Source organism: Streptomyces sp. NPDC059355 (assembly GCF_042752335.1).
Classification (GTDB): domain Bacteria; phylum Actinomycetota; class Actinomycetes; order Streptomycetales; family Streptomycetaceae; genus Streptomyces.
Genome location: NZ_JBHYXN010000032.1, coordinates 25,885 through 41,726, shown reverse-complemented (window position 1 = coordinate 41,726; position 15,842 = coordinate 25,885). Strand labels below are relative to the sequence as shown.

Genomic DNA, 15,842 nt, shown 5'->3' with positions numbered 1-15,842 from the left:
CAAGGTGAGTGCTGATGCCCACCGACACCGCAGACGGATCCTCCCGCCCTTCCTTCTGGCCGCGCGTGCGCCGGTTCGCCGTGCCGCCCTCCATGATCGAGACCGCCACCGCCCGCCGCCTCGCCGGGGACTGGGCCGGGGCCTGCGCCGCCGCGGGCATCGACCTGGATCTCCACCCGCGTTCCGTGGCGCGCACCCACGGGCGCGAACTCGCCGGCCGACTCCGGTCGGATCTGCGCCACTTGGCCCCCGACCTGCTGCGCTGGCACATGCCGAGGATCGCTCCCGACGGGCTGCTGCGCCCGGGTCTGACCCTCACCCTGGCCCGGTACGACCGGGCCGACGGCGCAGGTCCGTTGCACCTCGTGGCCCGGACCCCGCCGGCGTGGGCCGACGCCGGCCAGCGGATCGGCCTCGGGTTGTGGGCCGGATCCCGCGACGAGCCCGGTGCCCGCCGCCATCCGCATCCCCACCCCGATCCGCGGTTCCGCCTCGACCTGCACCGCCACCTCTGGGACGCGCGCCGGGCCGGCGAGCTGCGGACCCGTTCCGGAGCCGGTCTCCCCCCAAGGGGCGATGGTCCGGCTGGACTTGATCCGGCGGGACTGGCGCCGCCGGGGCTTCGCTGCGCCGTCGACCGCTGGGCGGCCGAGGCGGCGACCCTGCTCGACGCCGAGGGGCGTTCCACCCGTGCCGTCACCGTGCGGCTCGGATCCCGGCGCCGCCTGCTCCTGGAGCTCGTGGGGGAGGACGGCGACCGCCCGCCCGCGGTGCGGATCTCGCCGGTCGCCGCGGGTTCCGGCCTCCCCGGGCCACCGGTCCTCCCCGATGCGGCGACCTGGGTCCTGCCCGACCTGGACCTGCTCCGCACCGGGGCGATCGAGCCCGGCCAACTGCACCCGCTCGTCGCCACGGCACTCGTACCGGACCACCTTCCGAGCGGCCCGTCCCGCACTCCGGACCGGGCGGGACAGCCGCACCTCGTCGAGTGCAGGGGGTCGCAGCACCGGATCGGCCTGGTCGACGGGGTACTGGCCCCCCTCGACCACGATCCGGCCGAGATACGGCGGGAGGAGCTGCTGGTCGCCCTGACCGGCACCCCGCTGCCCTGCCTCCAGGCGATCGACGCGGCACACCGCCGGCCTGACTGCCTGGCCGGCGTACGCGAACGCCTCGACCACGGCGACACCGCCGGCGCGCTGGCCGTCGTCGAGCGCCTGCTCGGCCCCGACGCACTGCTGCGCGACGGCGCCCTGCGGGACGAGCTGGAGGCGGCCGCGCGGCGCCGGATCACCTACGGGCTGTTCAGGGCGGACCTGACCGGCCCCCGGCCCAGACCCCGCCCCGGCGATCTGCTCCCGGGCCTCCGGCCTCCGCGCGAGCGCCGTTCGCACCCCCGCCGCTGACCCGGCGCACACCCACGAACCCGAAATGGTGATCGAACATGCCCGCATACGCCCCGTCCACTGCCACCGACATCGCCGACACCCCTTCCGGCGCGACCGCGCACTCCCCACTCGACGTCGCCGGCGCCCTGTCGTCCCTGCTGCGCGACGCCACGACCGAACCGCGCCACGACACCCAACTGGAGGCTCTGACCCTGGCCGTCGCCGCCGACCTGCCCGTACTCCTGTGGGGTGAGCCGGGCATCGGCAAGACGGCGGCGCTCACCCAGCTCGCGGCCTCGCTGGACCTGCCGCTGACCACCGTGATCGCCAGCGTGCACGAGCCGTCCGACTTCTCGGGCCTGCCGATCATCGGAGACGACCCCGCGCTGCACGGCGTCCCGATGGCCCCGCCGGACTGGGCCGTACGCCTGGTACGGGCCGGCCGGGGGCTGCTGTTCCTGGACGAGCTGTCCACCGCCCCTCCTGCCGTACAGGCCGCCCTGCTCCGCCTCGTGCTCGAACGGCGGATCGTCGCGCTCCGACTGCCGCCCGGCGTACGGATCGTGGCCGCCGCCAACCCGCGGTCCTCGGCAGCCGACGGCTGGGAGCTGAGCCCGCCGCTGGCCAACCGCTTCGTCCACCTGCAGTGGACCCACGACCACGACGTCGTCGTACGGGGCCTTGGCGGGACCTGGCCCCGGGCCACGCTGCCGCGGCTCGACCCCTCGCAGCTGCCCCGGGCGGTGGACCACGCCCGCCGGGCGGTGTGCGGACTGCTCGCCGCCCGCCCCACGCTCGTACACCGGCTGCCCAGCGGGGAGACACGCCGGGGCGGCCCCTGGCCGTCGCCGCGGAGCTGGGAGATGACCCTGCACCTGATCGCCTTCGCCACCGCGGCCGGCTCCTCCCGGGACGTGCTCTCCCAGCTGGTCAGGGGCACGGTGGGGGACGGTGCCGGACTGGAGCTGCTGGCGAGCCTGGACCGGATGGACCTCCCCGACCCCGAGGAACTGCTCGCCGATCCGGCCGCCGCCGTTCTGCCCGAGCGGGGCGATCTGCGCCAAGCCGCCCTCGACGCAGTGGTGGAGGCGGTGCGCAGGCGTCCGGAGGAGGCCCGCTGGGACGCGGCGTGGGCGCTTCTGGTGCGGGCGCTGGAAACGGGCGCCCCGGACCTGGTCGTCGTACCGGCGACCGCGCTGGCCGCGCTGCGCCGCGAGGAGTGGGACGTACCGGAGGCCATCGAGCGGCTCGCCGGTGCGGTGTCCCTGTCCCGGCGGGCGGACCGTGCGACGGCGCGTGCCGCGGCGGCGACGAACGGCACCCGATGAACGGGGAGGTGGGGACGGCGGGGGCGGTGGGGGCTGCCGGGACACTGGACCGCGACAAGCTGTTCGCCGCCCGGCTGCACGCCGCCCGGGCCCGGCCCTACCTGGCGACCGCGCTGTTCGCCCTGCACACCGTGGAATCGCGGCGGGTACCGACGATGGCCGTCGACGTGCACTGGCGTTGCTACGTCTCGCCGTCGTTCGTGGACCGCACCTCGGAGGAGGAACTGGCCGCCGTATGGGTGCACGAGGTGTCGCACCTGCTGCGCGATCACCACGGACGGAGCGACCGGGTGGCGCGGGAGCGCGGGCTGCACGGCCCGGCGCAGCGGCTGCGCATGAACATCGCGGCGGACTTCGAGATCAACGACGACGTGTACGGGGACGGGCTGGTTCGGCCCGAGGGCGCCGTGCAACCGGCCTCCGTGGGGCTGCCCGAGGGGCAGCTCATGGAGGACTACCTGCGCCTGTTCGGTCTCGGACCGGCCACGCAGCACATGGCGTGGCTGGACTGCGGCAGCGGCGCCGACGGGCTGGAGCGGGAGTGGGACCTCGGGGAGGACGGTGCGCACGGACTGGGCGAGCAGGAACGGGACGCCGTGCGGTTCCGGGTCGCGCAGGGCATCACCGGCCGTCCGGGCAGTGCCCCGAGGGGGTGGAAGCGGTGGGCGGAGGAGGCATTCCACCCGCCGCAGCCGTGGCGGGAGTTGCTGGGAGCGGCGGTCCGCTCGGCGGCCTCCGGCTCCGGCGCGGGCGAGGACTACACGTACGGCCGCCCGGCACGGCGCTCGGCCGGGGTGCCGGGAGCGGTACTGCCGAGCCTGCGGCGCAGGCCGCCCCGGGTCTGCGTGGTCATCGACACCTCGGCGTCCGTCAGCGACGCGGAACTGGGCAGCGCGCTGCTGGAGGTGGCCGCGATATCCCGTGCGGTGGGCGGCCGCAGGGACCTGGTCACGGTGGTGCCGTGCGACGCGGCGGCCCGGATCGCGCACCCGCTGTGCCGCGCCGAGGGCATCCCCCTGGTGGGCGGCGGCGGTACGGATCTCCGTACGGGCTTCGCCAAGGCCCTGCGGCCGGCGGCCCGGCCGGACGTCATCGTGGTCCTGACCGACGGCCAGACGCCCTGGCCCACCACCCGCCCGCCGTGCCGCACGGTGGTGGGCCTGTTCGCCCGGCAGGGCTCATGGGACGAGGATGACCCCGACCACGTCCCGGACACCCCGCCCGCCTGGGCCCGCGTCGTCGACATCGGGTGACCTCGCCCCGCACGGGCGTTCCGGGTCGCCGACGAGGGCGATGCGCTCTCGGTGGCGTCGAGGCCGCACAGGGCCGACCGGTGGACCGGGCGGCCGAGGGGGCACACGGCGTGCACGTCGATCGTCTACAGTGCCGGGCACCGTCCACGGACCTGTGGCCGGTCGCCGGTCGGGTGTCCTCCTCGGCTCCCGTCCTCTCACCGCACGGGAGTTGTCCCCCATGGCCCCCTTCCCTCTCCCGCTCGCGGCTGCGGCGCAGGGGCTCAGCCCCCAGGCCGTCAACCTGCTGGACGCCGGTTCCCTCCTCGCCGCCTTCGGGACGCTCGGCATCGCCGTCGTCATGTTCGCCGAGACCGGCCTCCTCATCGGCTTCTTCCTGCCCGGAGACTCCCTCCTCTTCACCGCCGGCCTGTTCTGCGTACCGGGCGCGCACGGCCCCGTACACCTCTCGCTGCCCCTCGTCCTGTGCTCGGCGTCGGCCGGGGCCCTGCTCGGGGCCCAGGTCGGCTACCTCATCGGACGGCGCGGCGGGCGGGCCCTGCTGGCGCGCAGCCGCAGCCGCAAACTCCACGAGGGCGCCGAGCGGGCCGAGGAACTCCTCGACCGGTACGGGCACGCCAAGGCGATCGTGCTCGCCCGCTTCGTCCCGATCGTGCGCACCGTGCTGAACCCGCTGGCCGGAGCACTCGACGTGCCCGCCCGTGTCTTCGCCCTCTGGCAGATCGCCGGCGGGCTCGTGTGGACCGTCGGTCTCGTCCTCGCCGGATACGCGCTCGGCACCTCCGTACCCGACGTCGACCGCTACCTGCTGCCGATCGTCGCCCTCATCGCCCTCGTCTCCCTCACCCCACTGGCCGTCGAAATGATCCGCAGGCGGGGCAGCCGTACCCCGAACGAAGGCTCGCGTTGATCCGTTGGGCGCTGGCCGCAGGGTTGTGCGCCGCCCTGTTCGCCCTGCTGACCGCCCTGGTCGCGGCCCGGCACGGCGCCCCGTTCGGCCTCGACGAGGAATGGCACCGGTGGTCGGTCCAGCACCGCCCCGCCGTCGCCGTCGCCCTCGCGCGGGGGATCACGGCTACGGGCAGCGGACCCGTCCCGTACGGGCTTGCCGCCGCCGCCGGGCTCATCGCGGGCCGCGGGACGCGCGGCCGGGTGGCAGCGGCCGCGGGGGCGCTCGGCTTCCTGCTGCTCGCCCAGGGAGTGCGCTACGCCGTCATGTACGCCGTGGCGCGACCGCGTCCGCCCGTGGCCGACTGGGCCGCGCTCGCCACCGGTTTCGCCTTCCCCTCCGGGCACGCCGCCACCTCGGCACTGGTCGCAGGGCTGCTGGCATGGGCCGCATGGCGTACGGCGACCCCGACGGCCGCCCGCTTCTACGGGGCCCTGGCGGCCTGCTGGGCCGTGACCGTAGGCCTGACCCGGATCTACCTGGGCGTGCACTGGCCCACGGACGTCCTCGGGGGCTGGCTCTACGCCCTGACGTGGCTGACGGCAGCAGGATCCGTGGCCGTGGCCGTCGCGCCGGAAAGTGAAGTGCGGTTCCGGCACGCGCTTTGACAGGCTGAGGCCATGAACGACCAGCACGCATCCCCGTCCGGCCCGTCCGGCCCGTCCGATGCGACCACCGCGTCCCTCACCACCGCGCTCACCGCGGACCTCCTGCGCGGCGCGCTCGACCTGGAGCGCACCGGGCACGGCCTGCTCCCGCACCGGCTCCCCGCATGGGCCCGCGCGCAGTACGCCGACGGGCAACTGGCGATGGCGGAGGCCCAGCCCTCCGGTGTACGGCTGGTGTTCCGCTCCCGGGCCACCGTCGTCGAGCTCGACACGCTCCGCACCAAGATGGCCTACGCGGGCGCCCCGCCCCGCCCCGACGGCGTGTACGACCTGCTCGTCGACGGCCGCCTCGCCGCGCAGGCGGGGGTGGGCGGCGGCAACGTCCGTACGGTCGACATGACCACCGGATCCGTGGAGTTCCGGAGCGGCCCGGTCGGCACCGTCCGGTTCGGCGGTCTGCCCGACCGCCCGAAGGACGTCGAGATCTGGCTGCCGTACAACGAGCTCACCGAACTCGTCGCGCTGCGCACCGACGCTCCCGTCGAGCCCGTACCGCCGGGCGGCCGCCGGGTCTGGCTGCACCACGGCAGCTCGGTCAGCCACGGCTCGGACGCCGCGAGTCCTTCCACGACCTGGCCGGCGCTGGCCGCCTCGGCCGGCGGGGTGGACCTGGTCAACCTGGGCTTCGGCGGCAGCGCCCTGCTCGACCCGTTCGTCGCCCGGGCCATGCGGGACACCCCGGCGGACCTGGTCAGCGTCAAGTTCGGCCTCAACCTCGTCAACCACGACCTGATGCGGCTGCGCGCGTTCACACCGGCCGTGCACGGGTTCCTCGACACGATCCGCGAGGGGCACCCGACCGCGCCCCTGCTGGTCGTCTCGTCCGTCCTGTGCCCGATCCACGAGGACACCCCCGGCCCCACGGCCCCGGACTTCAGCACCCTCGACGAGGGCAGGCTCGCATTCCGCGCCGCGGGCGACCCCGCGGAACGCGCCGCCGGAAAGCTGACCCTGGGCGTCGTCCGCGAGGAACTGGCCCGCATCGTCGAGCAGCGCGCGGCCGAGGACCCGAACCTCCACTACCTGGACGGCCGCGAACTGTACGGCGAGGCGGACTTCGCCGAACTGCCGCTCCCGGACCAGCTCCACCCGGACGCCGCCACCCACCGGCGCATGGGCAGCCGCTTCGCCGACCGCGCCTTCGCCCCCACCGGCCCCTTCGCCGACCGGGGCGCACAGCCCTAGAGCGCAGGCCCGCAGGCCACCCCCGCCAGGTCGAGGAGCCGGTGCATCACCGCGGGCGGCACGGCGCGGCCGGGGGTTGGGGTGGTCGGGGTACCGGGCGAGGCCGGGCCGGGCGAAGCCCGGGTGACGGCGCAGGAAGCTCCACTTGAGCCCGTGCCGGTGGGCGTACATCTTGGCCACGAGCTCGTGCGGCGCGTCCTCGTCCCGGGCCCGCCGGGCCCGTACGGGATGTCGACACCGAGTCGCGCAGGCAGCCGTCCGGGCGGGACGGCTGCCTGCGGCCGTGCGTCAGGGGGAGGGGCTGACCTGGACCGTGGTCAGGGCGCCGCCCGAGGCCTCCTTCACCACCGCGATCCGCGTCCCGGTGTCCGGCACCTTCACGCCCACCTGCGGCAGGTCGGCGTTCCAGTAGGAGCCGCGGCGGTCGTCGAAGACGGGAACCCCCGGCCGGGACGGGATCAGCACCGGCACGCCGGCCTTGTGCAGCACGATCTCGTCGCTCGGGCGCGTGGAGAACGTCGCGTCGAAGGTCTGCGCCCGCGCGTTCAGCAGCGTGCCGTCGGCGTTGCGCAGCGGCTCCGGCCGGGCGTCGACGGGGAGCAGCAGGCCCGCGCCCGGGTGCGCCTTCGTGGTGTTGTCGCTGTACGCCGTGTCCCAGAGCCAGATCAGCACGCCCTGCTGGTACGGGTAGAACTCCACCGTGTCGTTCCCGGCACCGAAGTTGTACGGCCCGCTCTTGAGGTAGGCGCCGTAGCCGGTGTAGCGCCGGTTCTCGACGAAGTACGCGCGCGGGTGCTCCGCCGAGCCCGTACGGCCCTGCGTACGGGACCACTTGAGCGCGGTCCAGCCGTTCGCGCCCGCCTCGGCGCCGTCGCGCAGCAGCTCCCGTTCACCCGCCGTGATCCGTATGTCGTCGAAGGCGACGCCCTTGCCGTGCGTATTGCCGTCCGAGGTCACCCGCAGCCGCAACTGGACGGAGCCTCCGGTGAACCGGTCCAGCGGCACGCTGAGTTCGGCCCAGCCGCCCGAGGTTCCGGAGATCCCCTTCGCCGGGATCGCCGAGCCGGCGACCGTACCGGGCAGGGGGGACCACGCGGTGCCGCCGTCCGTCGAGGCCTCCACGGTCAGGAAGTCGAAGTCCTGCTCGATGTCGTACCAGACGCGGGCGTCGAGCCTGGCGGGCTGCCCCGCCGCCGCGGACAGGTCGGCCGTGCGGGTCAGGGTGTTGTCCATGAGGTCCCCGGTGCCGCTCCACCACTGGCTGGCGCCCTCGTACGGATCGGTCAGATCCGTACGCGTCACCGATGGTGGCAGGTGTACCAACAGGGCCTGTGGGTCATCGGTGTTGTAGCCGGAGACCCCGAGCACGGCACGCGTCTTGCGGCCCGCGTCGGCCTCCGTGTACTCCAGCCAGCCCAGTTGCAGCTTGCTCCAGGGATCGAGGTCGCCGGGGTAGTCCCCGGTGGTGTTCCGCCCCTTGCCCAGGTAGGAGGCCGTGGACATCAGCGACCAGAAGTTGACGCTGTTGTCCCCGTCGGAGCTGTACAGGTCGGGCAGCCCGAGGTCGTGCCCGAACTCGTGGGCGAACAGCCCGACTCCGCTGTTCTCGCCGCCCGTCAGGTAGTCCCCGGCCCAGATGCCGGAGTCGCCGACCGGGACGCCGCCCGCCTTGTTGCCCGCGGGCCCCGCGCTGCCGGCCTGGTCCCAGTACGCGAACCAGCGGTGCGCCCACACGGCGTCCTTGCCCTGCTCGCCGCCGCCCCAGGTCTGGTCCTTGCCCGCGTGGACGACGACGAGATGGTCGAGGTAGCCGTCCGGCTCGTCGAAGTTGCCGTCGTGGTCGGCGTCGTAGCGGTCCCACACGTCGTACTCGGCCAGCTGGGCCTTGATCTCCTCCGGCGTACGGCCCTTGGCGCGTTCCGTGTGGTACCAGGCGTTGGTGGCATCCCGCACGAGGTCCCAGTTGGTGCGGCACTGGCCGGGCTCGGAGCAGTTGTCCGTCCCGTACCGGGCCTCGTTCCAGGGCAGCCGCACCCAGTCGCTGACCTGGCCGTCCATGTCGTAGCGGCCGGAGGACTGCAGGCGGTAGTAATTGCGGAGCGTGGCGGCGCCGGGGTCGGTTCCGAAGAACTGCTGCCGGTAGTAGGCCTGGTCGAAGTCCTTGCGCCACAGGGTGTGGTTGTCGGTCTTCGCAGGCTTGCCGATGGTGTCGTGGCGGGGGCCGGGCGTGCCGCCGAAGCGCGGCTTGCCCTCGAACTCCGTGGTGTTGTCCACCTGGTCGCCGAACTCGGCGAGGATCACGAAGACCTTGTCCTTGCGTTCCTGCGCGAGTTCGACGTACCGCTTGCCGACCGCGACCTTGCGGGGCAGCGTGCCGTCGGCCTCGGCCGCGGTGGTTCCGGCGGCGACTCCTTCAAGGGCCTGGCGGCGCAGGCTCTGGCGCTGGACCTCCAGCGGCGCGGACGGCGGGGCGGGGGAGAGCTCGGGTGCCTGCTGCGCCGCCGCGGGGGGCGGGGCGGCGGGTGCGGCGAGCGCGGGAGTGGCGAGGAGGGCGAGGGATATCGCCGCTACCACCGCTGGGAGTCTGCGCAACGTGACGGACCTTTCGGGGAGTTGGGTCGAAGCGCAGGTAATATTTCACATGTCACAGTTGACGGCTAGGGTCCTGTCCGCACACATGGGTTCGCCGCGGCAGGCGCCCGAAAGGCGCCCACCGCGGCGAATGTCTGCCAGGCCGGCTCGCGGCCTCCTTCAGGTCAGCCGTCGATGCGGTGCTGGGTCCAGAACGAGGTCAGGTCGGTGGTCGTGGCGGCCTGCGCGGCGGCCTTGAACTCGGCCGTCGTGGAGACGCCGTACCAGTGCGAAGTGGCGTAGTCCTTGAGCAGCTTGGCCATCACCGTGTCGCCGAGCACGCGCCGCAGGTCGTGCAGGGCGCACTTGCCGTAGCCGTAGACGACGGTGGAGTAGCGCGAGGAGTGGGCGTCCCAGTAGCCCATGGAGTTCGTGATCTTCTCGGCGGACGAGGCCCACGAGACGCTGCTCCAGCAGTTCGCCCCCGTCTTGTTCAGGGCCAGGTCGGTGGCGTAGTCGGTGAACGCCTCGTCGAGCCACGGGCTGGTGTACTCGTCGTCGCCGACGATGCCGTACCACCACTGGTGGCCGATCTCGTGGGTGAGCGCCGTGGTGCTGACCAGGTCGAGGACGAACCCGGGGTACTCCATGCCGCCGAACCAGTAGTTGTTGTCGATGACGGCGTCCAGCTCGCCGTACGGGTAGGCGCCGAAGCGCGCCGAGTGCGCGTCCACGGCGGTCTTGGCGGTCGTCAGCATCGACTGGGAGTCGGCCGAACCGATGCCGGACACGGAGTAGATGTTGATCGGGGTGCCCGCGGCGGAGGTGCCGGAGATCTTGCTGAACGGGCCGGCCGCCCAGGCGAAGTCGCGGACCTTGGTGGCGGTGGCCGTGGTGACCGTACGACCGCTGGTGCCGGGGGTGTCCACCGAGGCGCCGGTGGCGGGGACGAGCAGGGTGCTCGGGTGGTCGAGGGTCACGCGGAAGTCGGAGGCCAGCGAGTAGAAGGACTCTCCGTTGTTGGTGTACGGGTCGAGGTGCCAGCCCGCTCCGTCCCTCACCGCGAGGACGGGCAGGGCGTTGCCGAGCATGCTGAACGCCCCGTCGTAGCCGAAGCGGTCGGCGCCGCTGGGCACGGTGATGCCCAGGTCGAAGCCGATCGTCGCGGTCTGGCCCTGGGTCAGCGGGGTCGGCAGGTCGATCTTGAGGGCGGTGCAGGCGACCGAGAGGGCGCCCGCCGTGCCGCCGGTGACGTTGCTGACCGTGATCGGCGTGGCCGAGCACGTGCCGTGGTAGTTGTCCCACAGCCGCAGGTACACCTCGCTGAGCGGGGTGGGCGAGGCGTTGGTGAAGCTCGCGCTCTCGTGGCCCGTCCAGACGGTGCCGCTCGTGTTGCTGCTGAGGTTGACGGTGTACGAGGGCGCGGTCGGCGTACGCGTGGAGTCCCCGGGCGGAGTGGTGCCGCCGGAGGTGTCGAGCGCGATGTCGTCGACGACGAAACTGGTCTGGAGGCTGGAGTCCTCGGTCCCGGTGAAGGCGACGCTGACGGTCTGGCCCGCGAAGGCCGACACGTCGAAGGACTTCTGCGCGTAGCCGGTGTTCTTGTCGAGGTTCGAGTACGTCGCGAGTGTCGTGCTGCCGATCTTCGCCGTCAGCTTGTCGTACTTCGTCGACGTGGTCGTCTCGGCGGTGTCGATGTGCAGCCAGAACGTGAGGGTGGCGGTGCTGCATCCGGAGGGGATCGTGACGCTCTGGGAGAGCGTGTCGGTGTGCGTACGGCCGACACCGTTCAGCCAGGCGAAGGCGGTGCCGCCGTGTGCGGTCTGACCGGCGCGGCTCGTGATGAGGCCGGTCTGCGACTGGGTCCACGGCGAAGTGCCGCTTTCGAAGCCGTTGTTGGCGACCACCTGGCCCGGGGTGCAGGCGGCGGCCGCGGAGGGCGCCCGGTGCGGCGCGGCCGCGGCCGGGGTGAGGGACAGTGCGGTGGCGGCCAGCGCGGCGAAGGCTGATATGCACGCTGCGAGGGCCTTGTGGGGGGTCGTTCTCACGCGGAACTCCTTTGAGGCGGCCGGATTCCGGCCTGCTCGGTGGCCGCCCGGTCGGCTCGGGTGCGCCGGAGGGCAGCCGCGGGCTGTGCGTGTCGTGTGCACGAACGCTGGGCTGGGTGAGATCTGCTGTGCCGTGCGTGTCTGTGCCGTGCGTGTCGGTGCGGTGTCTCCCCCGGGTCGGGGCGACACCGCCGAAGAGCCTGGCAGATTTGACCTGGGCATGCCATCAGCGGCGGGTAAAGGCTTCGTACTGCGCCGGCGCCCGGCGGCGGGTGAGCCGCGTCTCACCCGCGCGCTGCGACTTGTCTATGCAACGAGGTGCATAGAAGGATCAGGGGTATGGCGCTCGAACACGCGATCCTCGTCTCGCTGCTGGAGAAGCCGGGGTCAGGCTATGAGCTGGCCCGGCGCTTCGACCGGTCCATCGGCTATTTCTGGACCGCCACCCATCAGCAGATCTACCGCGTCCTCAAGCGCATGGAGACCGACGGCCTGCTCGCCGTCCACGAGGTGGCGCAGCAGGGCCGGCCGGACAAGAAGGAGTACTCCGTCGCCGATCCGGGGCGCACCGCGCTCTCGGACTGGCTGCACGAGCCGATCGAACCCGAGAGCCTGCGCCACGATCTCGCCGTCAAGATCCGCGGCGCGGCCTTCGACGACCCGGCCGCACTGATCCTCGAGGTCGAACGGCACCGCCGCGCCCACGGCGACCGGCTCGCCCGCTACCTCGCCGGGGAACTGCGCGACTTCACCGGGCCCGAGGCCCCCGCACCGCTCGACGCCGGTCAAGAGCTGCAGCACGTCGTGCTCCGCGGGGGCATCGCGTACGAGCGCATGACGATCGCCTGGCTCGACGACGTGCTCGCCACGGTCCACCGGCTCGCCGCGCCCCGCCCGCGCGCCTGAGCCGCCTCCCCCCCCGCTTGCGCAACCAGCACCTTCACCCCTCACCCCCGACCCTTCCGGAAGGCGAACCTCCATGGCCGACTCCCTCCTGTTCAACCCGCGCACCTACGACCCGCAGCACTTCGACCCCGAGACCCGCCGGCTGCTGCGCGCCACCGTCGACTGGTTCGAGGCGCGCGGCAAGCGCAAGCTGATCGAGGATTACCGCACCCGCGCCTGGCTCGGCGATTTCCTCGCCTTCTCCGCCAAGGAGGGCCTGTTCGCCACCTTCCTCACCCCCGCCTCCGCCGCCGAGGGCCACGCCGACAAGCGCTGGGACACCGCACGGATCGCCGCCCTCAACGAGATCTTCGGCTTCTACGGGCTCGACTACTGGTACGCCTGGCAGGTGACGATCCTCGGCCTCGGCCCCGTCTGGCAGAGCGACAACGCCGAAGCCCGCGCCCGCGCCGCCGAACTCCTGTCCCAGGGCGAGGTGTTCGCGTTCGGCCTGTCCGAGAAGACCCACGGCGCCGACATCTACTCCACCGACATGCTGCTGGAGCCCGACGGCGACGGCGGCTTCCGCGCCACCGGCTCCAAGTACTACATCGGCAACGGCAACGCGGCCGCGCTCGTCTCGGTGTTCGGCCGCCGCACCGACATCGAGGGCCCGGACGGTTACGTCTTCTTCGCCGCCGACAGCCGCCACCAGGCCTACCACCTGGTGAAGAACGTCGTCGACTCCTCCAAGTACGTCAGCGAGTTCCGCCTGGAGGACTACCCGGTCGCCGCCGCCGACGTCCTGCACACCGGCCGCGCCGCATTCGACGCCGCCCTGAACACCGTCAACGTCGGCAAGTTCAACCTCTGCACCGCCTCGATCGGCATCTGCGAGCACGCGATGTACGAGGCCGTCACCCACGCGCAGAACCGCATCCTCTACGGCCGCCCCGTCACCGCCTTCCCGCACGTGCGCCGCGAGCTCGCGGACGCGTACGTACGCCTCGTCGGGATGAAGCTGTTCAGCGACCGCGCCGTCGACTACTTCCGCACCGCCGGACCCGACGACCGCCGCTACCTCCTCTTCAACCCGATGACGAAGATGAAGGTGACCACGGAGGGCGAGAAGGTCATCGACCTGATGTGGGACGTCATCGCCGCCAAGGGCTTCGAGAAGGACAACTACTTCGCCCAGGCCGCCGTCGAGATCCGCGGGCTGCCCAAGCTGGAGGGCACGGTCCACGTCAACCTCGCGCTGATCCTCAAGTTCCTGCGCAACCACCTGCTCGACCCGGTCGACCACCCCGAGGTGGCGACCCGCCTCGACGCGGCCGACGACGACTTCCTCTTCCGGCAGGGCCCGGCCCGCGGCCTCGGCTCCATCCGCTTCCACGACTGGCGCCCCGCCTTCGACGCGTACGCCGCCGTGGCGAACGTCGCCCGCTTCCGCGAACAGGCCGACGCGCTCTGCGAGTTCGTCACCACCGCCGCCCCCGACGAGCAGCAGAGCCGCGACCTCGACCTCCTGCTCGCCGTCGGCCAGCTCTTCGCGCTCGTCGTCCACGGCCAGCTGATCCTGGAGCAGGCACGGCTGACCGGCCTCGACGAGGACGTGCTGGACGAGCTGTTCGCCGTCCTCGTACGGGACTTCTCGGCGCACGCCGTCGAACTCCACGGCAAGGACTCCGCCACCGAGCAGCAGCAGAACTGGGCGCTGGGCGCGATCCGGCGCCCCGTCGTCGACGAAGCCCGCTCGGCCCGCGTCTGGGACCGCGTCGAGGCGCTGTCCGGGGCGTACGAGATGGCGCCGTAACGCGGACACCGCAGGAGCCGCCCCGGCCCGCCACCGCGCGACCCGCGCGGTGGCGGGCCCGCCGTGGCTGTCGCAACTCACCGGCCCCGAAGGTGCCCCGGCACGTAGCGTGGTCGCATGACGACGATGCCGACCAGTGCGAGCGGACCGAAGGTGCCGCCCTCCTATCCGCCGAGGACGCCCCCGCCGCAGAAGAAGCCCGTGGAGGCCCCCCGCCCCCGGCCCGCCGCGAAACCGGCGGCCTCATAGGGTGAGCGGCATGGCGATCACACCCCCGGAGAAGGACGGCACCCGGCTGCTGTACGGATGCATGGCGCTCGGCGGCAGCTGGGACACCGATGCGTACGGACCGGCCGACATCGACGCGGCCGAGGCGGCGATCGAGGCGGCGCTGGACAGCGGCATCGACACCTTCGACCACGCCGACATCTACCGCCGCGGCAAGGCAGAGGCCGTCTTCGGCGAGGTCCTGGCCCGCACCCCCGGCCTGCGCGGGCGGATCGTGCTGCAGACGAAGTGCGGGATCCGGCTGGCCGACGGCGACCGCCCCGGCATCTACGACCTGCGCGGCGCCACCATCGCGCGGAGGGTCGAGGAGAGCCTCGGACGCCTGCGCACCGATTTCGTCGACGTCCTGCTCCTGCACCGGCCCGATCCACTGGCCGATCCGCGGGACATCGCGGCGGCGCTCACCTCACTGCGCGAGCAGGGGCTGGTCCGCAGCTTCGGCGTCTCGAACATGAACGCCGCGCAGATCGCCCGCCTCCAGCGGCACATCGAGTTCCCTCTGGTCGCGAACCAGTTGGAGATGAGCCTGGACCGGCGGGACTGGCTGGAGGACGGTGTCCTCGTCAACACCCCCGCGGCGGCGGCGGGCGGGTTCCCCGCCGGGACCGTCGAGCACTGCCTGGAGCACGGGGTTCGCCTCCAGGCCTGGGGCGCGCTGGCGCAGGGTCGTTTCACCGGGCGGCAGGAGAGCCCCGACGAGCACGCGACGGCCCGTCTCGTACGGGAGCTGGCCGACGCCAAGGGCACCACGCCGGAGACGGTCCTGCTGTGGTGGCTCCAGCGGCATCCGGCGCGGATCGCCCCCGTGGTGGGCAGCGGCCGCCCGGAACGCATCCGCGCCTGCCGCGACGCCGCTCTGCGCGAGCCCGACCTCACGCACGAGGAGTGGTACGACCTGTGGCTCACCGCCCGCGGGGCCCCGCTCCCGTAGGCGGCGGCCGCGTGGCTCAGCCGATGCTCCACGACCAGGTCTGGTCCGCGCTGACCAGACAGGCGAGGACCACGAGGTCCGCGACGCCCAGGGCGAGGCCGAGCCGGGCGCGGCCGGGGCGGCTCGTACGGCGCCGCAGTGCGAGGGCGGCGAGGACGATCGACGCCGGCCCGAGGAGCAGGTTCATCGCGAGCAGGCCGATGAGGCCGAACACGAAGGAGGCCACCGCCATCCCGTCGGCCTGACGCACGGCGGCGGTGGGTGCGGGCTTCGGGGCGGGTGTACGGGTGGCGGCGGGGGAGTGGGGCGCCGTGTCGGTTGCGTTCATGATCATCCCTCCCGCCGGCCGGCGGGCCGGTGCCGGCGGACCGTCCGCTCCCGGACCGCGAAGACCAGCAGCCAGCAGGCGATGGCGGCGGTGGCGGCGAGGGATACGTGAACGGGCACGTGGGCGACGGTTCCGAGGGCGATCCCCATCAGCATGAGGGCCGCTATCAGGAAGAGCATCGTGCTTCCTCCAAAATAGGAGACA

13 protein-coding genes are annotated in these 15,842 nt (G+C 73.0%); 9 read left to right on the top strand and 4 right to left on the bottom strand.

Features of this window, described 5'->3' with window-relative positions; translation table 11 throughout:
- The first annotated feature begins 14 nt into the window (after positions 1-14).
- From ACFXGI_RS26710 to ACFXGI_RS26685, 6 genes are all read left to right on the top strand, one after another.
- On the top strand, positions 15-1,406 hold the full coding sequence (locus ACFXGI_RS26710; RefSeq protein ID WP_384711553.1) for a hypothetical protein: 1,392 nt from the start codon (positions 15-17) through the stop codon (positions 1,404-1,406).
- A 38-nt stretch (positions 1,407-1,444) separates the two neighbouring features.
- Positions 1,445-2,716: an AAA family ATPase gene (locus tag ACFXGI_RS26705; protein WP_384711550.1), complete on the top strand. Its 1,272-nt coding sequence runs from the start codon at positions 1,445-1,447 to the stop codon at positions 2,714-2,716.
- Complete coding sequence (locus tag ACFXGI_RS26700; protein ID WP_384711547.1) at positions 2,713-3,969, top strand: VWA-like domain-containing protein; 1,257 nt, start codon at positions 2,713-2,715, stop codon at positions 3,967-3,969. The genes ACFXGI_RS26705 and ACFXGI_RS26700 overlap by 4 nt, the downstream gene beginning before the upstream one ends.
- Positions 3,970-4,189: 220 nt before the next feature.
- Positions 4,190-4,879 carry a DedA family protein gene (locus ACFXGI_RS26695; RefSeq protein WP_384711545.1) on the top strand — a complete coding sequence of 230 codons (690 nt, stop codon included), beginning with the start codon at positions 4,190-4,192 and terminating at the stop codon, positions 4,877-4,879.
- Complete coding sequence (locus tag ACFXGI_RS26690) at positions 4,876-5,526, top strand: phosphatase PAP2 family protein (protein ID WP_384711544.1); 651 nt, start codon at positions 4,876-4,878, stop codon at positions 5,524-5,526. Before ACFXGI_RS26695 ends, ACFXGI_RS26690 begins: the two co-directional genes overlap by 4 nt.
- A 12-nt stretch (positions 5,527-5,538) precedes the next feature.
- The gene (locus ACFXGI_RS26685; protein WP_384711541.1) at positions 5,539-6,771 is read left to right on the top strand and encodes a GDSL-type esterase/lipase family protein; all 1,233 of its coding nucleotides are present in this window, start codon (positions 5,539-5,541) and stop codon (positions 6,769-6,771) included.
- Positions 6,772-7,059: 288 nt separating this feature from the next.
- On the opposite strand, the gene ACFXGI_RS26680 is transcribed toward ACFXGI_RS26685, so the two are convergent.
- Together ACFXGI_RS26680 and ACFXGI_RS26675 are read right to left on the bottom strand one after the other, a co-directional pair.
- Positions 7,060-9,345 carry an immune inhibitor A domain-containing protein gene (locus tag ACFXGI_RS26680; RefSeq protein WP_384711538.1) on the bottom strand — a complete coding sequence of 762 codons (2,286 nt, stop codon included), beginning with the start codon at positions 9,343-9,345 and terminating at the stop codon, positions 7,060-7,062.
- Between the two features lie 182 nt (positions 9,346-9,527).
- Positions 9,528-11,390, bottom strand: a complete 1,863-nt coding sequence (locus ACFXGI_RS26675; RefSeq protein WP_384711535.1) for a M1 family aminopeptidase — start codon at positions 11,388-11,390, stop codon at positions 9,528-9,530.
- A 339-nt stretch (positions 11,391-11,729) separates the two neighbouring features.
- On the opposite strand from ACFXGI_RS26675, the gene ACFXGI_RS26670 reads away from it, so the two are divergent.
- From ACFXGI_RS26670 to ACFXGI_RS26660, 3 genes are all read left to right on the top strand, one after another.
- A complete protein-coding gene (locus ACFXGI_RS26670; RefSeq protein ID WP_384711532.1) occupies positions 11,730-12,296 on the top strand; it encodes a PadR family transcriptional regulator in 567 nt (188 codons plus the stop codon).
- A gap of 73 nt (positions 12,297-12,369) precedes the next feature.
- On the top strand, positions 12,370-14,091 hold the full coding sequence (locus tag ACFXGI_RS26665; RefSeq protein ID WP_384711529.1) for an acyl-CoA dehydrogenase family protein: 1,722 nt from the start codon (positions 12,370-12,372) through the stop codon (positions 14,089-14,091).
- A gap of 259 nt (positions 14,092-14,350) precedes the next feature.
- Positions 14,351-15,310 carry an aldo/keto reductase family oxidoreductase gene (locus ACFXGI_RS26660; RefSeq protein WP_384711526.1) on the top strand — a complete coding sequence of 320 codons (960 nt, stop codon included), beginning with the start codon at positions 14,351-14,353 and terminating at the stop codon, positions 15,308-15,310.
- A gap of 16 nt (positions 15,311-15,326) precedes the next feature.
- On the opposite strand, the gene ACFXGI_RS26655 is transcribed toward ACFXGI_RS26660, so the two are convergent.
- Both ACFXGI_RS26655 and ACFXGI_RS26650 read right to left on the bottom strand, forming a co-directional pair.
- Complete coding sequence (locus tag ACFXGI_RS26655; protein WP_384711523.1) at positions 15,327-15,644, bottom strand: hypothetical protein; 318 nt, start codon at positions 15,642-15,644, stop codon at positions 15,327-15,329.
- Positions 15,641-15,817 carry a hypothetical protein gene (locus tag ACFXGI_RS26650; RefSeq protein ID WP_384711520.1) on the bottom strand — a complete coding sequence of 59 codons (177 nt, stop codon included), beginning with the start codon at positions 15,815-15,817 and terminating at the stop codon, positions 15,641-15,643. The genes ACFXGI_RS26655 and ACFXGI_RS26650 overlap by 4 nt, the downstream gene beginning before the upstream one ends.
- Positions 15,818-15,842 lie beyond the last annotated feature (25 nt).

What these genes read in the sequence shown, in the direction of transcription:
- ACFXGI_RS26710 (WP_384711553.1), top strand. Translation starts at nt 15, where the DNA reads ATGCCCACCGACACCGCAGACGGATCCTCCCGCCCTTCCTTCTGGCCG.
- ACFXGI_RS26705 (WP_384711550.1), top strand. Translation starts at nt 1,445, where the DNA reads ATGCCCGCATACGCCCCGTCCACTGCCACCGACATCGCCGACACCCCT.
- ACFXGI_RS26700 (WP_384711547.1), top strand. Translation starts at nt 2,713, where the DNA reads ATGAACGGGGAGGTGGGGACGGCGGGGGCGGTGGGGGCTGCCGGGACA.
- ACFXGI_RS26695 (WP_384711545.1), top strand. Translation starts at nt 4,190, where the DNA reads ATGGCCCCCTTCCCTCTCCCGCTCGCGGCTGCGGCGCAGGGGCTCAGC.
- ACFXGI_RS26685 (WP_384711541.1), top strand. Translation starts at nt 5,539, where the DNA reads ATGAACGACCAGCACGCATCCCCGTCCGGCCCGTCCGGCCCGTCCGAT.
- ACFXGI_RS26670 (WP_384711532.1), top strand. Translation starts at nt 11,730, where the DNA reads ATGGCGCTCGAACACGCGATCCTCGTCTCGCTGCTGGAGAAGCCGGGG.
- ACFXGI_RS26665 (WP_384711529.1), top strand. Translation starts at nt 12,370, where the DNA reads ATGGCCGACTCCCTCCTGTTCAACCCGCGCACCTACGACCCGCAGCAC.
- ACFXGI_RS26660 (WP_384711526.1), top strand. Translation starts at nt 14,351, where the DNA reads ATGGCGATCACACCCCCGGAGAAGGACGGCACCCGGCTGCTGTACGGA.
- ACFXGI_RS26655 (WP_384711523.1), bottom strand. Translation starts at nt 15,644, where the DNA reads ATGATCATGAACGCAACCGACACGGCGCCCCACTCCCCCGCCGCCACC.
- ACFXGI_RS26650 (WP_384711520.1), bottom strand. Translation starts at nt 15,817, where the DNA reads ATGCTCTTCCTGATAGCGGCCCTCATGCTGATGGGGATCGCCCTCGGA.